An 18,589-nucleotide genomic window follows, 5' to 3' on the forward strand; every position below is an offset into this window, starting at 1 on the left:
TTTATTAAATTATAAGAGAAAACACAAGCCTTCTTTACCGGGCTTCTTTTCAGAGGACTGTAGAATTTCTTTTTTGGGGAAGCGCAACGGATAATTCCTCCCGGTACAAGATGTCTCAGGCTTCGCCTCGCCACTTGTTAAGAATCGAAAAAAGATGCCCCGGAATCTTTCCGGAGGCATCTTCCAATTCTTCACGAGTATCGCTCACGTAGCATGCGGTATCTCGTTCATAACGAGTATCATGCGCAAAGCGTGCGAATCCCTTAGCCTGAATTTACTTATAATACTGTGTGTACAGCTTGTTCCAGTGCTCTAAAACCTGGTCCTTATTCTTGATTAACCAATCAATATCTCTGTCCACCCACTTCACTTCATCATCCTTCGGGATGTACTTATAGTCAATCTTTGCATTCGGGTTCGTAAGACGGATTGTTCCCAATGCATTTCCTCTTGCAGTCTGGCTCTCTGCGGACTGCAGGAAGTTTACCATAGCCTTAGCTGCCGCCATATGAGGAGCACCCTTTACTACCGCACAACCGAAAGCAAAGTTGGAACTTCCGGAAGCGGGATAAACCAGCTTGATGTTCTTCGCACCGCTCTTTAAGAGAGTGGAAGCACCGTCTTCATAGGTAAGACCTACTACGTACTCACCGTCTGCCACATTCTTAAAGCAGGCGGAGGAGCTTCCCTGAATCACCATCTTGTTCTTCATCAGACCTTCAATCATATTCCAAGCTTCCTCGCTGTCATTTCCGTAAACAGCCATGATGTTGGAAATATTGTTCCATGCTGCGGAAGACTCATTCGGATCGGAGAATACAATCTTTCCCTCCAGCTTCGGATCCAAAAGGTCCTTATAATCCTTAATATCCAGACCGAGTTCCTTCTCTAAATCCGTATTAACACAGAATACTACGGAAGAAAGGTGATCATAGTTGTAGAATCCATTATTGCTCTTATACTTGTCCGGAAGCTCATTCTCATGTACAGAGATAAACGGCTCGAAGATATCCTTGTTCTTGTCTCCGTCCGCCTGATTCATTCCGCCAAGCATAACGTCACCCTGCGGATTGGCAGCCTCCGCCTTTAATCTTGCGAAAAGCTCTCCTGCAGATCCGTTTACAACCTCTACCGTAATATCCGGATAAAGCTCATTAAAGCCTTCCAATACTGTATCCACGTCATCATCCGTCATAGAGCAGTAGAGTGTAAGGCTGTCTCCCAAGTCCTCCGCATTCTCTGTAGCTGCTTCCGTCTTTTCCTGAGCGGCCTCCGTCTTTTCCGTCTTGGCATCCTGCTTCGGAGCCTCAGTCTCCTTATTCTTCGCTCCTCCGCCGCAAGCTACAAGGCTCAAACTCAAAAGTCCGAGTCCAAGTAATTTCATTAAGTTTTTCTTCATTTTTTTCCTCCTTAATCTATTGCAAAAACACTTCTGTTTTATGCACAAAATCATTTTACCGGAAAGCAAAACCTCTTCCCTGCAGCCTCTGCTTTCCCGCCTTTTCTCCCTTTCCTTAAACCTTCACATCCTCGGACTTACTTACGAAGAGGTAGATAATCAGGGAAATGGTTGTCAGTATAGTAAGCACTGCGGAAAAAGCTGCCGCTATTCCGTAATTTCCTCTGGAAATTGCCACATAAGCCGACATGGTCAATGTAATGGTCTTATTGTTATACAGGATAATGGCACTAGAAAGCTCGGTTACAATCGCAACCCAGCTCAGGATTGCACCGGAAAGAATTCCGTTCGCCATCATCGGTACCGTAATCTTGATAAAAGTCTTCAACTTGGAAGAGCCGAGACTTAATGCCGCTTCCTCAATAGAATAAGGAATCTGCACCAGCGTTGCGGTAGCGGAACGAATGGTATAAGGCATACGCCGGATGACGAGCGACAGCACCATGATCCAAAGGCCTCCCACCAATACGATCGGCGGCTTCGAAAAGGATACTGCAAGCGCGATACCGATTACCGATCCCGGGATGATATAGGGCAGCATGGAAAGTGTATCAATGGTATTGTTCAAAATACTTCCTCTCCGTACTACCAGGTACGCAATGATAATCGAAATCAGAATAATCAAAGCCAAGGATAAAAATCCCAAAAGGAAGGTATTCTGAATGGAACGAACAAGCAACTTTTTTGCCGCCTGCGTATAATTGATTAACGAGTAGCCCGGTTTAAATACGGAACGGTCGCAGTTTCGGAAGGACAGGTAAATAATATAGACATTGGGCAGAATGGCAATTCCACTAAGTCCGTAGGTATAGAGGTAAATGAGAACCCCCATCAGCCCCTTCGGACGCCTTTTCTCTACCGGATGCAAGGCGTTGATAGAGAAGGTAAAGCGCTTTCCGACCCACTTCTGAATCAGGAAAACCAGTGCCGTAACCAGAATGGCCACAACGGATATCGTTGCCGCAAAGGCGTGGTTTGTTCCGTTCTCTCCGATATACTGCTTATAGATTTCCACCGGGAAAGTACGGAAACCTTCTCCAATGATAAGGGGCGTTCCGAAATCCGCAAAAGAACGCATAAACACCAATAAGGATGCTGCCAAAATGGTCGGCATGGAAAGGCTCAAAATAATCTTAAAGAAACGATTAATGCCCTTACAGCCCAGGCTTGTGGATGCCTCAATCAGGGAGTTGTCAATGTTCTTAAACGCTCCGTTCATATAGATAAAAACCAGAGGGTAGAGCTTTAAAGCCTGTACGAAGAGGATGCCCTTAAATCCATAAATGCTGCCTATATTGATTCCGATTTTCGCCAGACTCTGCGTAATCACGCCGGATCTTCCCAAAAGCATAATCCAGGCATACGCTCCGATAAACGGGGCGGACATACAACAGAGGATACTGACCACAAATAAAAACTTTGCGCCCCGTAACTGGTAGAAAGAATAAAAATAAGCAAAAGGAATACCCAAAACCAGGGTGCTGACGGTAATGGCAATCGTCACGGTAAAGCTGTTCAGAATGGTACTGCTATAATAAGGGTTGGTAAAAAACTTATGAAACTGCTCTAAGGTAAAACGCCCGTTTTCATCAATCACCGACTGTTGCAGGATGCCAAACAAGGGGTAAATCAAAAATACGATAAAAAGTGCCAGGAGGGCAAAGGTAAAAAAGGTCCAGATCTCCAATTTTCTTTTCATCATACCTGAACTCCTTTTCCGTCAGCAGAAATCAGGATATTCTTCTCCCCGTCTTCGGTAAATACGTTCACCTTATCCGTATTAATCTTTAAGGAAATCTCCTCTCCCACGTTTAAGATGTTGCTAATCGTGGACTCCTGAATAATTTCCGCACGTGCTCCCGTTTCCAATTCCACCGTGTAGTGGGTATTCAGTCCCAGGAAAATACTCTCCGTAATACGTGCACGAAGCAGCTCTTCTTCTTTATTGCAAAGAATAAACTCTTCGGGGCGGACACTGAGCTTTACCTTTTGGTTCTTTCGGAACTGCCCCTGCACATTCTGAATCTGTGCTTTCTTTCCATTGGAAAATACCAGGAAATCTTCTCCGCCTTCCTGCTTCAGTTCCGCTTCCACCACATTGGAACGGCCGATGAAGCTGCTGACAAAGAGATTTGCCGGTCTCTGGTAAATACTCTTCGGTGTACCGACTTGCTGTAATACGCCGCCCTTCATAACAGCGATACGGTCGGATATCGCCATAGCCTCTTCCTGGTCATGGGTAACGTAAACCGTGGTAATGCCTACCTGATGCTGCGTTCTTCTGATTGCACCGCGCATGTCCACACGAAGCTTGGCGTCCAAATTGGATAAAGGCTCATCCATTAAAAGAACATCCGGCTGAATCACAAGGGCTCTCGCGAGCGCCACACGCTGCTGCTGTCCTCCGGACATTCGCTCCGGCTTTCTGTCAGCCAGATTCTCAATCTGCATCAGACGCAGGAATTCATCGCTTTTTTCTCTTCTTTCCTTCGCCGGAACCCCTTTATTCTTCAGGCCGAATTCCACGTTCTGCCTTACGGTATAGTGTGGGAATATAGCATAATTCTGGAATACCATTCCGATGTTTCTCTTGGCAGGATCCAGGTCATTAATTCGTCTGTCATTGAAGTAAAAATCTCCTCCCTCAATGGAATTAAATCCGGCAATCATACGAAGGAGTGTTGTCTTCCCGCAACCGGACGGCCCCAACAGGGTGAAAAACTCGCCTTCATGAATATCTAAACTTAAATCGGGAATAATGGTACTGTCCCCATATTTTTTCACAGCATGTTTAATAGAAATGGCTACGCTCAAGATCTTCTCCTCCTTACTCTCTATCAGGCTTTTGTAGCATTTGTTCCTATTGTCTAAATTTATTTACACAATAGGCAGCAGGAACAGTATATTGTTTCGTGCTTTTAAAATCAAGTTTTTTATTTATAAGTATTTGCTATGGCAAGACTTAAAATCCACAATTTCCTTGTGCATTTTGAAAAATGAATCTAAAAAATATCTATCCCGGACCTGCGTTCAACTTATTGAAAAAAAGAGTCCATATCCCCATAGCAGGCAAAACAGAGGAATACTCAATCTGAATTTCAGTTTTTTCGTTTTATGATGAAAAAAATACATAGCAAAAAGTGAGCCGAAAGCGCCCCCCATCAGTGCCGTCAGCAATAAAACCCTCTCGGGAATACGCCATGCATGATGAATGGCTTTATATTTATCCGCCCCATAAAATAAGAATGCTATAAAATTAATGGATAAAAAATAGACGCCAAACGGAGTGAACAAACGCTCTATCCCCACAGCTCGTCCTCTTCTTTTTTCTCTTTGTACTTTGCATAAATGTCCTGTATATTGAGAGCCGTGAGAATTGCCTCCAGTACACTCACAAGAACCAGGCCGAATTTTGCAAGTCCGATCATGCCTTTATCTCTTCTCTTTTTTCCTTCTTTTATTCCTTCCAGAAGGATTAAAAGACCGATTAAGTTCCCCAAATGAACAAGATTCCGATTCACCTGTCTATTTTCCTGCAGAATTTCTTCCAGCATTTTCTTTTTATTCATCTTTCTTTTCCTTTCTTTTTACACCCTGAAACGGATTGTAAACTAGAGCATGGTCCGAATCGCTTCTATTTCTTCCTCCTTAAAGGCATAGGCCCTGGCATTCTCCACCCGCACACGAATGAAGCTGTCCGACATGGCATAGCCGTCCCGCAAGGACAAAAGCAACATAATGACCGCGCCGTGTGTGATAATCAAGATATCCCCTTTTTGGGCATCGGCATCCATTGCACTCCGTTTTTTCTTTATCAAAGAGTAGGCGGAGAAGAAGCGATTCAACACATCCTGGTAGGACTCTCCCCCCGAAATTCTCCTGTATCGCTTGTTTTGCTCCCACTCTTCCAGTTCTTTCGGATAAAGGCTTTTTGATTCTATCCAGGTTTTTCCTTCGCAGATTCCGAAATTCATCTCCTCCAGACCGGGCACGGTTTCCACTTCCACGCCAAGCCGCCTTCCCACAATTTCCGCAGTCTCCTTAGCCCTCATAAGAGGGCTCGTGAAAATAGAGGAAAGAAAACCTCCCTCGGCATGAAACAGCCTATCCAAATAGCTGCTTAAAGAATGTGCCTGCCGGATTCCGTTTTCATTTAAAGGAATATCGGTACTCCCCTGAATTCGTCTTTCTACATTCCAATCCGTTTCTCCATGACGAGCCAAAAAAATGCGCACAGTCTTTCTTTACCCCTTTCCACTATAATTTTCCCGCTTCAGCAATTTCCCTTGCCACAAAAATACCGGATGCCGATGCATGAGAAAGAGAATGCGTTACGCCCGATCCGTCTCCAATCACATAAAATCCCTTATACTTCGTCTCCAGATGTTCATCCAAAGCTACTTCCATATTGTAGAACTTTACCTCCACTCCATAGAGCAGGGTGTCTTCATTTGCCGTTCCGGGTGCAATTTTATCCAGAGCATAAATCATCTCCATAATCCCGTCCAGAATGCGCTTGGGAAGCACAAGGCTTAAATCTCCCGGCGTCGCCTTAAGAGTCGGCTGCACCATTCCCTCTTCAATCCGCTTCTGATTACTTCTTCTTCCTCTTACCAGGTCTCCAAAGCGCTGCACAATGACACCGCCGCCCAGCATATTGGAAAGACGGGCAATGCTTTCTCCGTAGCCGTTACTGTCCTTGAAAGGCTCCGAAAAATGCTTTGCCACAAGGAGCGCAAAGTTGGTATTTTCCGTATGTTTATCCTCTCCCTCGTAGCTGTGTCCATTCACGGTGACGATTCCGTTTGTGTTCTCGTTTACCACAATGCCGTTCGGATTCATACAGAAGGTTCGTACATTATCTTCAAAGAGTTCCGTTCGATAAACGATTTTACTTTCATACAGTTCATCGGTCAGGTGAGAGAAAATCACGGCAGGCAGTTCCACGCGCACACCGAGATCCACACGATTGGACTTCGTAGGAATCCCCAACTCATCACAGACTTTCTCCATCCATTTACTGCCGGAGCGTCCGACGGAAACAATACATCTTCTTGCGGAAAAGTCTTCCTTCCCGGTATGCAGCAGATAGCTTTCACAATACACTTTTTCCTTGTTTTTTTCTGCGGAAGACTTCTCCTTTTCTTCCCGTCTTCCCTGAATTTCTATTTTCTCCACCGGGGTATCAAAATGAAACTCTACCTTATCTTTCAACTCGGTATACAGCTTTTCCAAAACCACATAGTTGATATCCGTTCCCAAATGACGGACGGAAGCATCCAGAAGCTTCAGGCGATTCTGCATACAGAGTTTCTTGAATTTGGTTCCGGCCGTAGAAAAGAGACGGGTCCCTTCTCCTCCATGTTCCATATTGATTTCATCAACATATTTCATGAGGGAAAGGGCTTCTTCTTTTCCGATATATTCATAGAGGGTACCGCCAAAATCGTTTGTGATATTGTATTTCCCGTCGGAAAATGCCCCCGCTCCGCCAAATCCGCTCATAATAGAACAACTCTTACAGGAAATACAGGACTTGATCTTCTTCCCGTCAATCGGACAGTGCCGCTTTTCCAGGCTATGTCCTGCTTCCAAAACCACAACAGAAAGAGCGGGATTCTTCTTTATCAGCTCATACGCCGCATAAATTCCGCCGGGTCCCGCACCGACGATAGCCACATCATAATTCTTCATTTTCCCTCCCTGCCGCTAAACACGAATCCGATTCATAATTACGACTTAGTTTATCATAATTTATTTGCTTTTGCATAAGAACTTGCAGACAAAAAAGTCTCACGGAAAAAACTGTCTTTCCATAAAGAATAGGCCCGAAATCGGGGAGCATTCAATTTTCCCCTTTTTCAGACCTATACTACATAAACACTTTACAAGAGTCATTTCTATAAGCTTTTTTCCAAAGCGTTAAGAGCCCCGGTTAAAAACTCGACATGTCCTTTACACTAACTGTAAGAAAAGCTCCTTGATATCCTCGAACTTCGGATCTCTCGGGTTTCCGGGTCTGCAAGCATCATCCATAGCGGACTGGGATAAGAAATCCACATCTTCGGGCTTTACAATATTCTTCAAATCCTTAGGAATCCCTACATCTTCAGCAAGCTTCTTAACGGCATCAATAGCCGCCTTCTGGTACTCTTCCTTGCTCATATTTTCTGTGCCGGAAACGCCCATAGCCTTTGCCACATCTCTTAACTTCTCTCCGACAGCATCCTTATTGTATTCCATAACGGTAGGAAGAATAATCGCATTCGCTACACCGTGCGGTGTATCGTAAAGAGCTCCTAAACCGTGTGCCATGGAGTGCACGATTCCGAGTCCGCAGTTGGAGAAGCCCATTCCGGTAAGGTACTGCCCGAGTGCCATTCCTTCTCTTCCTTCCGGGGTATTGTCCACTGCACCGCGAAGGGACTGTGCAATGAGCTCAATAGCCTTTAAGTTGAACATATCGGTAATGGTATTTGCGCCCTTTGTGGTATATCCCTCGATAGCATGGGTTAGAGCATCCATACCGGTAGATGCGGTAAGGCCTTTAGGCATGCTGGACATCATATCGGGATCCACGAAAGCTACAACAGGGATATCATGGGGATCTACACAAACGAACTTTCTCTTCTTTTCTACGTCAGTGATAACGTAGTTAATGGTTACTTCTGCCGCGGTACCTGCCGTTGTCGGAATAGCAAAAATAGGTACGGACGGCTTCTTTGTCGCGGAAAGTCCCTCTAAGCTTCTTACATCCTCAAACTCGGGATTGGCAATGATGATCCCGATAGCCTTGGAGGTATCCATGGAGGACCCTCCACCGATAGCGATGATATAGTCAGCCCCGGACTTTTTGAATGCCGCTACGCCGTTCTGCACATTCTCGATTGTCGGATTCGCCTTAATATCGGAGTAGATTTCATAGGGAAGCCCTTCCTTGTCGAGTAAGTCCGTTACCTTCTTGGTAACATTAAACTTAATCAAATCCGGGTCGGAACAAACGAAAGCCTTTTTGAAGCCGCGCCCCTTTGCCTCTTCCGGAACACTCAGGATGGCACCCTTTCCATGATAAGATACCTCGTTTAACACAATTTTGTTTGCCATAATTTTACCTCCTTATAAATAAATGGGACTATTTGTCCTCACCCTTTCTCTGTCCATAGCTCTTGAATTTCTCAAGCATCACCTTCATCTCCTCCTCCGGCAGAATCACCGGGTTGCCTATCGATCTTGCCTTGGTGTAAATCTCTGCACAGTATTCTACTTCTTCAATAATATTAAAAGCATTTGCCAGATCCTTCGCACCGGCAAGAAGGCCGTGGTTCGCGAGAATAACCGCCTTCCTATCCTTCATTGCGTCAAATGCATTTTTGGCAAGCTCCATGGAGCCGAAGGTGGCATATTTCGCCACTCTGACATTTTCTCCGGCAACCGCAATCATATAATGCGTAGCCGGTAAATCCTCTCTTAAACAGGACAAAATCGTGGCATACATAGTATGGGCATGAACCACGGCGTCTATATCCTCTCTATACTTGTAGGGCATAACATGCATGGCCCACTCGGAAGACGGAACCCGGTTTCCTTCCAGTACATGACCGTCCAAGTCCATAATCACTATATCCTCAGGCTGAATTTCAAAAAAGTCAATTCCCGAAGGGGTAATGGCAACTCTTCCGCTTGCTCGATCAAAGACACTCAAGTTTCCGCCCGTACCTTTGGTCAGTCCCGCCTCTACAAGCTTCCTTCCGTACTTTATCAAAAGTTGCCTTTCTTTCTCCATATCCATATATTCGTTCTCCTTCGCTTTCCTTTCCTCAATCGATTTCTCTCTTTGCAGAAATTATGGTCCAACTTGTCTCTGATTGCAAGAGAATCTTATCAAAAGAGAATGTTGTCAGAAGCAAAATACTCATGCTATATTATGGATTGCTTTGGGGCTGTAAAAAATAAAAACTTCTTTATGCTATGAAGGTCATTTTTATTTTTTTACATTCCCTTTTAATCATTTTATTATTTAGAAGGGGTTTTTTATGTGGTTTATTCTTTCTTTGGTTGCCGTGTTTTTCTGGTCCGGTTCCGATTTTTTTTCCAAGCTCGGTTCTCCGGAGAAGGACACGAACAGTCATCTGAAAATGGTTGTTGCCGTAGGGCTCGTGATGGGTTCCCACGCGACATATCAAGTTCTCGTAAACGGAGTGACTTTTAATCTTCAAACGGTTTGGGTCTACCTCCCCGTGTCTTTCCTCTATATCTTCTCTATGCTTCTCGGTTATATCGGGCTACGCTATATCGAGCTTTCCATTACTTCTCCGATTTGTAATACCTCCGGAGCCGTAGCGGCCTTTTTATCTTTTCTTTTTTTAAAGCAGACACTCAGCTTTCCGCAACTTATCGCTACCATACTTGTAATTGTCGCGATCGTTCTTCTATCCTATTTTCAAAAGCAGAAGGAAGAAGCGGAGCTTAAAGAATCCGGGGAAGAACCCGGTATGAAGCACATGAACAGCTTCCTTGCTATCTTCTTTTCTATTGCTTACTGCATCATTGACGGTTTGGGAACCTTTATGGATGCCGTCGTTTTATCTCCGATATCGGATAATCCTGCAGAAAGAACCCTTATGGATTCCATCTTTGTTCATCGTCTTTCCGAAGACTCCGCCAATGTGGCATACGAATATACTTTCCTTGCAGTAGCTCTTATCACTTTGCTTTATCTTGTCTTTGTGAAGAAGACCAAGTTCTTCCCGAGCTATGACGGAGCAAAACTGATTGGAGCCATGAGTGAAACTGCGGGACAGGCAGCTTATATTGTTGCCCTTGCTGCAAATGCCGTTGCCTCGGCACCGCTGATTTCCAGCTATTGCATCTTCTCCGCTCTCTGGGCACACATCTTCTTAAAGGAAAGGCTCAGCAAAAAGCAGTACTTTGCTGTTGCTCTGGCGGTAGTCGGTATCGTCATCATGGGATTCTTCGGAGAGGATTAAGCTATTCCTTTTCCCGGTCTCTTTAAATATAAAAAATATTTATGCATGACATTGCTTCTTAAAAGAAAAGCAATTCAACGCTAAAAGAAAAAGGGCTGTAAAAATCAAAGTTGATTTTTTACAGCCTCTTTTCTTCTTAAACGAAGATTGCTCCTTATGAAGAAATCCTTACTCATAATATGCAGAAAACATTCGACAGCTCGCTTTTATAAAGCGGAATAGTTTTTTACAGATTCTTCTCCAAATCCTCTACGATCTTCTTAATGGTTCCCTCTTTAAAGGGATTCATGAGTCCCACCTTTTCCTCCAGTTCTGTAAAGAAAAGGGATGCAGAGCACTTGGAGAACTCCATATAGCTCTTCCAAGCCCCTTGGAAATCCTTATCCATCCAGGCCTTGTACTGTAAAGCATTGATACTCGCGATACAGTAGTCAATGTAATAGTAGGGCAGGTCATAGATATGGTGCTGCTTCTGCCAGAATCCGCCCTCTTCCATAAAGGTATTGTCCGCATAATCCAAATGAGGCTTATACTCCTGCTCCAGGGTTCTCCAAAGCAACTTTCTCTCCTTCGGGGTCATTTTCGGATTCTTATAGACCATGTTTTGGAACTCATCCACCATGGTTCCGTAGGGGATAAACATCAGGAACTCTTCAAAATGCATGGAAAGGTAGTCCTTTGCCCGCGTACCGAAGAATAAATCCATCCAAGGCTCGGTAAAGAATTCCATGGACATGGAATGGGTTTCCGCCGTTTCCATGGTCAACTGATTATGCTCATGGATGGGCAAATCCGCCGTAATATAGCCCTGGAAGGCGTGTCCGCACTCGTGGGTAATTACATCACAGTCCCCGGCTGTTCCGTTGAAGTTGGCAAAGATAAAAGGCATGTGGTAGTTGGGAAGCATTTCCATATACCCGCCGGTTCTCTTATTCTTTCTGCCCAGCACATCGAAAAGCTCCATTTTCATCATATCCTGCATAAACTTTGCGGTTTCGGGAGAAAGTGCATCGTACATCTTCTGTCCAGCCTTAAGAATTTCCTCCGGTGTTCCGATGGGGGCGGGATTTCCCTCCTTGAAAAATACCCCTTCGTCGTAGTAATAGAGCTTGTCCAGCCCGAGGCGCTCCCTTCTTCTCTCATGAAGCTTTTGGACAAATGGCACCAAATCCCGTTTTACCTGCTGGCGGAAGGAAGCAATCTCCCTCTCCCCATAGCAGTTTCGATTCATTCTGGCATAGCCGATTTCCGTGAAATCCGGATAGCCCATCATTTGCCCCTGCTCGGTACGATTCTTCACCAAGGCATCATAGATAGAGTCCAACTTCTCCGCATTGTCCTCAAAAAACTTCGTATACGCCTTCCATGCCTTCTTACGCACCTCTCTGTCCTCTGCGGTAAGGTAGGGTGTCATAAGAGAAAGGTTTAAGTTCTCTCCCTCCCAGGGAATCTTTGCAGAAGCCAGAAGCTTACTGTATTCGGTGGTCAGTTCATTTTCCTTTTGCATCAGGGGAATGAGGGAAATGTCCACCGCCTTCTGTGCCAGCTCCATGTTTTTAAAGGCTACATGCCCCAGCTTCTCTTCCATATAGGCTCTGTGAGGAGAATGGTAAATCCACATTTGGTAGTCCACTAAAAGATTTCGGAAAATGGGCATATTGGCATCATAAAAGGCTCTCTCCTGCTCATAGAAGGGATCAGTCATATCAATGTCGTTTCGAATGCTGGCAATCACACTTTCCGTCATCACATCATCCACCAGCTTATAGTATTTTTGATGCAGGGCGAAAAGCTCCTCCCCGGACTGCGCCTTATCTACTCCCTCGCAAAGCGCCAAAAAATCAGCCTTCAGTTTATCTAAATCAATTCTCTCATAGGGAAATTCGGTAAATTTCATATTTTCCTCCAATTCATAAAGCACAATGTAAAACAATCGGTATAAGCATAACATTTCTATGGGAATATTCCATAAGTTTTGTATTTTTCCTTTTCCCTTTTGCACAGAAAAAATAGGGATGTAAAAATCAAAATGGCTTTCTAAGCAATATAGGTCTAAATTTGGGGCACGCTTTCGCTAGCTTCGCCACGTAGCGGATACTAAGCGAAAAACTTCGATTCTCTTGTTTTTCGCAAGTACCGACGGGCTCAGACTACCCCTCATTTAGACCTATATTTCCGAAAATCCATTTATTATTTTGATTTTTTACGGCCCCTTTCTCGAACTTGCAACACTACAAATCCAAGTAAAAAACTTACTGACAATTTGTCGGTTTTTATAATTCATCTTTCTCCATATCGCTCCGATAATACTTCTATATCATGTGTTTTTAAGCTAGGATGTCTGGGATTTTCTGATAAGATCTATAGGATCTGATACATATCCTTGCTTATAATTACTAACAGCCTTATCCATATCTTTCAAAGTACGTGCAGAAATAGTATCCGGAACTGTCAATTCACGAGGCTCTAGCATAATACAGCCATTTTCATATTCCTTAACATTATAATATTGGTATAAAGCCCCGCGCAAAGTAACTCTCTTCTTACTATCGAGGTGAACATTATATTCCTTTGCTGCTTCCATCATTTCCTCCTATTTGACATTTTTCCAAGGTATTTTCAATCCATTTTTGACACTTTTCCAAGATTTCATAATGTTGTTGCAGTCAAGAAAAGTAGTAATCAACGAGATACCGCTCATTAAGAATAAAAAATACCTTTTCATGATAGTCTAGAAGAAATTTTTATCCCCTCTTCCCTTTTCTCCATTGTAAAGATGCAAAGGAATCAGTAAACCATCAGGATGATAGCAAAATATTATAAATTCGTTACATTGGTAATTTTCTTTATTCCCATCTTCCGCTCTACCTTAATAAGTCGTTAATTTCAATTGCTTATTAACATACTCGCCTAAAAATACATCGCTACAATTTTCAATTCCCTGCTTTTTCAGCTCCTCAAGAAGCCATTCCTCGTCCTTACCGATAACGCTCAGAATATCATGCTGTACCTGACCATCCGTAATAATGGGGAACTTCGGATTTTCCTCACCGGACTGAATAACAATCAACTGTCCGTTTTGTTCCACAATGGCTCTCTTTACCTCATCAGAAGAAAAAATGCCGTTGGTACGCAGTTTAAAGGCCACATCATGGGCAGACAAGCCCGATTTCTTGCAATTTTCAATAAGAATCTTACCGTCATCAATGATGATATGCGCCTTACCATCGATTAACTGCTTCGCCTTTACATTATGATTCTTAACCCATTTCAGGCCAAGCACAAGAAGACACCATATTCCCAGAATGACAATAAATTCATAGATTTTAATACTATTGTTATAAATCACTCCTCCGACAATTCCACCGAGTACATAATTCACAACTTGGTCACTGGCAGATGACGGTGCCAAGTTGCCTTTCCCTGTGATGTTGATAATCAATACCAAGGCCAGAAACCCGATTAAGAGCTTAATAGCCACCAATAAAAATGGATTCATGTTTTACCCTCCCCTAAATACACCACTCTTTCTTTATGTTTTCGCCTCTCTTAAGAGGCTTTTGTCTTCCGGTCTTTCCTCTCCGTGACCTTAGTCTTCTAGTCCTTCAACGAGTTTTCTAATACTTCCTTCCTCAAAGGGACTCATAAGTCCTGCCTTCTTCTCGAGTTCGGTAAAGAAGAGAGATGCGGAAAGATGAGAAAACTCCATATAGCTCTTCCAGGCTTCTTTAAAATCCCGCTTCATCCATGCTTTGTACTGAAGGGCATTGATTGCCGCAAGGCAGTAGTCAATATAGTAGTAAGGATTTTCATAGATATGGCTCTGCTTCTGCCAAAGTCTTCCCTCATTTAAGAAAGGATTGTCCTTATAATCAAGATGCGGTCTGTACTCCTTCTCGAGCTTCTTCCAAAGCTCGTTTCGCTCTTCCGGAGTCATTTCCGGGTTCTTGTAAACGATATTTTGGAATTCATCCACCATGGTGCCATAGGGAATAAACATCAGCGTATCTTCAAAATGCATTTCCCTATAGTCATCTGCCCTCTCTCCAAAGAAAAGCTCCATCCAGGGCTCGGTAAAAAATTCCATGGACATGGAATGGGTTTCCGCCGTTTCGGAAGTTAAGTCATTATGCTCCCGAATAGGAAGATTCGCAGTCAAATAGCCCTGAAAGGCATGTCCGCACTCATGGGTAATCACATCGATATCTCCCGCCGTCCCGTTAAAGTTTGCAAAAACAAGAGGCATCTTGTAGTTCGGAAGCATATCCATATAGCCGCCGGTACTCTTATTTTTCCTGCCAAGGACATCAAAGAGCTCCATTTCCCGCATTTTTCGCATGAAAGTAGAGGTCTCAGGGGAAAGCTCATCGTACATCTTTTCTCCTGCCGCCATGATTTCTTCCGGGCTTCCGCACGGCGCAGGGTTTCCCTCCGGGAAGAAAACATCTTCATCATAATAGTAGAGATGCTCGAGTCCCAGTCTCTTTCTTCTCTTTTCATGCAGTTTTTCCACAAAGGGAACAAGGTCACGCTTCACCTGATTCCGAAAGCTTTCAATTTCCTTCTCGCCGTAACAGTTACGATTCATTCTGGCATAGCCGATTTCGGTAAAATCAGGATAGCCAAGCAGGCGTCCTTGCTCAGTTCGGTTCTTTACCAACTCATCATAGAGGGAATTCAGTTCCTCCCTATGCTCCTCAAAAAAAGCACTGTACTTTTCCCAGGCTCTTTCTCGTACAGAGCGGTCCACGCTGGTAAGATAAGGGCGCATAAGAGAAAGGTTTAATTCCTCTCCCTCCCATTCAATCGTCGCCGTACCGAGAAGCTTTCCATAGGCGGTAGTGAGCTCATTTTCCTTTTGCATAAGGGGAATGAGCTTCTCGTCCATGCCTTTTATCGCTAGTTCAATATTCTTAAAGGCAACATGCCCGATTTTCTCTTCCATCTCTTTTTTGAAAGGAGAGTGATAGAGCTTCTTCTGGTAATCCACCATAGCATTCCAAAAGCCCGGCATCTTTTCGTCATAGTAGTCCTTTTCCTTCTCATAGAACTCATCGGTCATATCGATGTTGTTCCGAAAATTCGCAAGCACCATGGCCGTCATCACATCATCCTGCATCTTGTAATACTTCTTATGAATGGCAAAGACCTCCTCTACGGACTTTGCCTTGTCTAATGCCTTCGTTAAATCCGAAAGCTCCTTTTCCATTTTTGTAAAATCCACCCTCTCATAAGGGAATTCACTCAGTTTCATAATTCATTTTCCTTTCCTTCTATATCCACTCACCTTTTATACTAGGCGTCATTTTTAGAAAGCAGATATACACAATACTGGTTCATGCTAATTCCTTCCCTCTCAGAATGCACCGCTAAGGATCGATGCAAGCTCCGGGGAATCCTCAACTTAAACTGTCCGGAATAGTCTTCCAGACTATCCGGCTCATGAATCTTCACACCTTCTTCCAATGCTGCTGCAAGCCATTCTTTTTTTGCATCCATCGCATTCGCTACTGCACTTTCTACAGTCTCACCACAGCTAATACACCCGGGTAAATCCGGAAAAGAAACAACGAATCCACCTTCATCCTTATCTTCTACAATTTCCATACGATAAGACATTGCCAAATAATCATTCAGCGTCTTCATCATTTTTCGCCTCACTTTCTACAATCTGCCGCACCATTTCTACATATACCTTCTTAATCGGTTCGTGCTTTAGATTGCAAGAAATACCTGAAGCATCGTAACCTCATTTACACAATATCCTTCAAAATCTCCAAAGGAAACGGCTCTCCCACCTTCTCTACGGAAAGGTCTCTTAGTGTAAAGTTTGACTTCCTAAGGGTCAGTGCCGGGTTATAGTAGGGATCTCCCTTTCTCAAAATCTCCGGCCAATGCTTTGCCAGGCAGACAATCTCCCCGTTAAAGCGCTTTACCTTCTCCGGATTATCCTCCAGTCCTCTGGACTTGGACTCGTAATGGGTGAAAAGGGCATAGGGGGTATACACCACCCTCTTCCCAAGGGCACGAATCTTCAAGCAAAAATCCACATCATTAAAAGCTACCGCAAGCTCTTCTCGGAAACCGCCCACCTTGTCAAAGAGAGATTTCTTAGTCATTAAAACGGCGGCAGTGACAGCAGAATAGTTTTGAATGCAGGCCGCCCTATGCATATAGCTGTTTTCCGTTTCATGGGTACCGATAAAGGTGGCTCCGGCAATACCACCAAAGCCCATCACCACACCGGCGTGCTGAATCATTTTATCCGGATACAGGAGTCTTGCGCCGCAGATGCCCACTTCCTCCTGCTGCACAAACTGAAGCATTTCCTCCACAGAATCCGCCTTTAAGCACTCAATGTCATTGTTCATAAAGAGCAGGTACTCCCCATGAGCAAAGCTTACCCCGAAGTTATTGATGGCGGAGTAGTTAAACTCTCTCTCCCAGCGCACCACCCGTACCGCCTTAGTATGGAATTCTCCGTATCGTGCCGGGAATTCCTCCTGAATCTTTTCATAGTAGGCAAATGTCTTTTCCTCTACGGAATTGTTCTCCACCACAATCACTTCCAGATAGGGATAGCTTCCGCTAAAGAGGGAGCGAATCGCCAAATCCAAATCCTCGCTATGATCTTTACTCGGAATAATCACGGAAATAAGAGGAAGCTCCCCTTCCTTCTTCCCCAAGGCATAGTGGCAATGATAATAGCCATAGGTAATGCCCCGCTCCACCTTTTCAATGGGAAGTCCCAAACGCTTCGCATGGTCGAAAACCGCCCGCTCTCCGGCAGTAAAGGCATAGAGCTTTGCCTCCGGATTCTGGGCTGTGGAAAGCTGATGAGAACGCCAATGATAGAGCACCTTCCTGATATGGATAATCGTAGAAGAAGTAAAGAGCGCCGCTTCCTGCGCCTTTTTCTCCTCTTCACTGAGGCCTGCCGCCTTTTCCCTTCTTTCCGCCTCCTCACAAAGTCGCAAAATCAGATCATAGTCCTGAGCACCGTCATATTCCTTCTGCTCGTAAATCTTCTCTCCGGCCTCACCATCCTTTGCTACAGCCTCCAGTAAGGAACGTTTCGCAATCAGAAGATGGCAGAAATAATTTACACTACGGAGAAGCTCCGGGCTGTAATCCGGCTTAAAGTGGGGCTCAAAGTAGTAAGCGGAAGCAAAGTCAATCTTGTCCTCATCACTATAGAGAAGTTCAGCCTTGGGGTGCTCCTTAATGCTTTTGGCAATGGTATATAAAGCATCTTCGGTAAGCTCATCATCATGGTCGGAGAAAATGATGAAATCCCCCTTGGCCATGGCAATGGCAGCATTGGTATTACCGGAAATGCCCAGATTCTTGGGAAGGGCGGTAAAACGCACTCTGCTGTCCTTCTCCTGATACTCCTTTAAGACCGCAAGGGGGGACTTTTCTCCATTTTCCAAGGAATCCTCGGAAAGTTCGGAAGCATCCGCAAGGCAAATTTCAAAATGGGGGTAGGTCTGGGACAAAATGCTGTCTAAGAGTCTTCGTAAAAAAGCCTCCTTGGGACGATACACCGGAATCACAATGGAAAAAAGCAGAGGATTCTCCCAAACTTCCGCCCTTTGTCTCGAAAGCTCTTCCGCTCCGGTCTTTTCCTTTTTATACCACTCGTTATAGTCGTATTCCTCTTCAATACTCTTTAGCTTTCGCACACTCTTATGCCAAAGAGCGGAAAAACCGCCCTTTTTCAAGGTGTCCTTCACCGCCTCCACCGTTTCCCATTGGAAGAGGGCCAGGAACTTCTCCATCTTCTTGTGGGCATGGGAGTTAAAGGACTCAATTTTTTTATCGTCAAAGGTAAAACGACGAAGCTGATGATCCACCTGAAGCAAAAGCTCCACCCTTTCGCCCTTTCCCATTTCGTAGGGAGTGTCTACAGAAAAGCCCAGCTTTCTCTTGATTTTCTTCCCGTTTTCCTCCTCGTACTTCGGGAAATAGGCTTCATTTACTGTTTCCCGCTCCACTTCCTCATAGGAAAACTCTCTTTTTTCTCCCTGTCTTCCCTGGACGGACAGTTTCACAGGAGTCTCCGGATCTCTTCCGAAGGCCCAGCCCTGAATATGCAGTTTTCCTTCTCTTACTAAGGCAATATCAATCTTTGCTCTCATTT

The 18,589-nt window shown here is 44.4% G+C and carries 16 protein-coding genes and 1 pseudogene; 1 reads left to right on the forward strand and 16 read right to left on the reverse strand.

What is annotated here, in order from left to right:
* Positions 1-274: 274 nt before the first annotated feature.
* The 9 genes from HMPREF9624_RS06065 to HMPREF9624_RS06105 all read right to left on the reverse strand — a co-directional run bounded on the left by HMPREF9624_RS06065 (position 275) and on the right by HMPREF9624_RS06105 (position 9,248).
* Positions 275-1,399 (reverse strand): ABC transporter substrate-binding protein, encoded by a 1,125-nt coding sequence (locus HMPREF9624_RS06065; RefSeq protein ID WP_009536982.1) that lies wholly within the window; start codon positions 1,397-1,399, stop codon positions 275-277.
* A 115-nt stretch (positions 1,400-1,514) separates the two neighbouring features.
* Positions 1,515-3,161, reverse strand: coding sequence for an ABC transporter permease (locus HMPREF9624_RS06070; protein ID WP_009536983.1), 1,647 nt, complete (start codon positions 3,159-3,161; stop codon positions 1,515-1,517).
* The gene (locus HMPREF9624_RS06075) at positions 3,158-4,273 is read right to left on the reverse strand and encodes an ABC transporter ATP-binding protein (RefSeq protein WP_009536984.1); all 1,116 of its coding nucleotides are present in this window, start codon (positions 4,271-4,273) and stop codon (positions 3,158-3,160) included. The genes HMPREF9624_RS06070 and HMPREF9624_RS06075 overlap by 4 nt, the downstream gene beginning before the upstream one ends.
* 216 nt (positions 4,274-4,489) lie before the next feature.
* Complete coding sequence (locus HMPREF9624_RS06080; protein ID WP_009536985.1) at positions 4,490-4,768, reverse strand: DUF1294 domain-containing protein; 279 nt, start codon at positions 4,766-4,768, stop codon at positions 4,490-4,492.
* A complete protein-coding gene (locus HMPREF9624_RS06085; RefSeq protein WP_009536986.1) occupies positions 4,759-5,028 on the reverse strand; it encodes a hypothetical protein in 270 nt (89 codons plus the stop codon). The genes HMPREF9624_RS06080 and HMPREF9624_RS06085 overlap by 10 nt, the downstream gene beginning before the upstream one ends.
* A gap of 42 nt (positions 5,029-5,070) precedes the next feature.
* The gene (locus HMPREF9624_RS06090; RefSeq protein ID WP_009536987.1) at positions 5,071-5,694 is read right to left on the reverse strand and encodes a histidine phosphatase family protein; all 624 of its coding nucleotides are present in this window, start codon (positions 5,692-5,694) and stop codon (positions 5,071-5,073) included.
* Between the two features lie 22 nt (positions 5,695-5,716).
* On the reverse strand, positions 5,717-7,153 hold the full coding sequence (locus HMPREF9624_RS06095; protein WP_009536988.1) for an NAD(P)/FAD-dependent oxidoreductase: 1,437 nt from the start codon (positions 7,151-7,153) through the stop codon (positions 5,717-5,719).
* A gap of 261 nt (positions 7,154-7,414) precedes the next feature.
* A complete protein-coding gene (fucO, locus tag HMPREF9624_RS06100) occupies positions 7,415-8,563 on the reverse strand; it encodes a lactaldehyde reductase (RefSeq protein ID WP_009536990.1) in 1,149 nt (382 codons plus the stop codon).
* Positions 8,564-8,591: 28 nt separating this feature from the next.
* Complete coding sequence (locus HMPREF9624_RS06105) at positions 8,592-9,248, reverse strand: L-fuculose-phosphate aldolase (RefSeq protein ID WP_009536991.1); 657 nt, start codon at positions 9,246-9,248, stop codon at positions 8,592-8,594.
* A gap of 244 nt (positions 9,249-9,492) precedes the next feature.
* Here HMPREF9624_RS06105 and HMPREF9624_RS06110 point away from each other — a divergent pair, with 244 nt between their 5' ends.
* Positions 9,493-10,446 (forward strand): EamA family transporter, encoded by a 954-nt coding sequence (locus tag HMPREF9624_RS06110; RefSeq protein ID WP_009427665.1) that lies wholly within the window; start codon positions 9,493-9,495, stop codon positions 10,444-10,446.
* A 226-nt stretch (positions 10,447-10,672) separates the two neighbouring features.
* Here the strand turns inward: HMPREF9624_RS06110 and HMPREF9624_RS06115 are convergent, their stop codons facing one another.
* From HMPREF9624_RS06115 to HMPREF9624_RS06140, 7 genes and pseudogenes are all read right to left on the reverse strand, one after another.
* Complete coding sequence (locus tag HMPREF9624_RS06115) at positions 10,673-12,343, reverse strand: M3 family oligoendopeptidase (RefSeq protein ID WP_009536992.1); 1,671 nt, start codon at positions 12,341-12,343, stop codon at positions 10,673-10,675.
* Between the two features lie 435 nt (positions 12,344-12,778).
* Positions 12,779-13,030: a hypothetical protein gene (locus HMPREF9624_RS06120; RefSeq protein WP_009536993.1), complete on the reverse strand. Its 252-nt coding sequence runs from the start codon at positions 13,028-13,030 to the stop codon at positions 12,779-12,781.
* 285 nt (positions 13,031-13,315) lie between these two features.
* Positions 13,316-13,945, reverse strand: coding sequence for a DUF421 domain-containing protein (locus HMPREF9624_RS06125; RefSeq protein ID WP_009536994.1), 630 nt, complete (start codon positions 13,943-13,945; stop codon positions 13,316-13,318).
* Positions 13,946-14,035: 90 nt separating this feature from the next.
* Entirely contained in the window at positions 14,036-15,700 is a 1,665-nt protein-coding gene (locus tag HMPREF9624_RS06130) for a M3 family oligoendopeptidase (RefSeq protein WP_009536995.1), read from the reverse strand.
* A gap of 41 nt (positions 15,701-15,741) precedes the next feature.
* Positions 15,742-16,092, reverse strand: coding sequence for a type II toxin-antitoxin system HicB family antitoxin (locus tag HMPREF9624_RS06135; protein WP_009428403.1), 351 nt, complete (start codon positions 16,090-16,092; stop codon positions 15,742-15,744).
* Positions 16,076-16,162 (reverse strand): annotated as a pseudogene (locus HMPREF9624_RS12290) (toxin HicA); the annotation flags it as partial. The pseudogene HMPREF9624_RS12290 and the gene HMPREF9624_RS06135, both read right to left, overlap by 17 nt.
* A gap of 37 nt (positions 16,163-16,199) precedes the next feature.
* Positions 16,200-18,587, reverse strand: a complete 2,388-nt coding sequence (locus HMPREF9624_RS06140) for a glycosyltransferase family 2 protein (protein ID WP_009536997.1) — start codon at positions 18,585-18,587, stop codon at positions 16,200-16,202.
* Positions 18,588-18,589: the final 2 nt, after the last annotated feature.

The organism is Oribacterium asaccharolyticum ACB7 (genome assembly GCF_000238075.1).
In the GTDB taxonomy this organism is placed as follows: domain Bacteria; phylum Bacillota; class Clostridia; order Lachnospirales; family Lachnospiraceae; genus Oribacterium; species Oribacterium asaccharolyticum.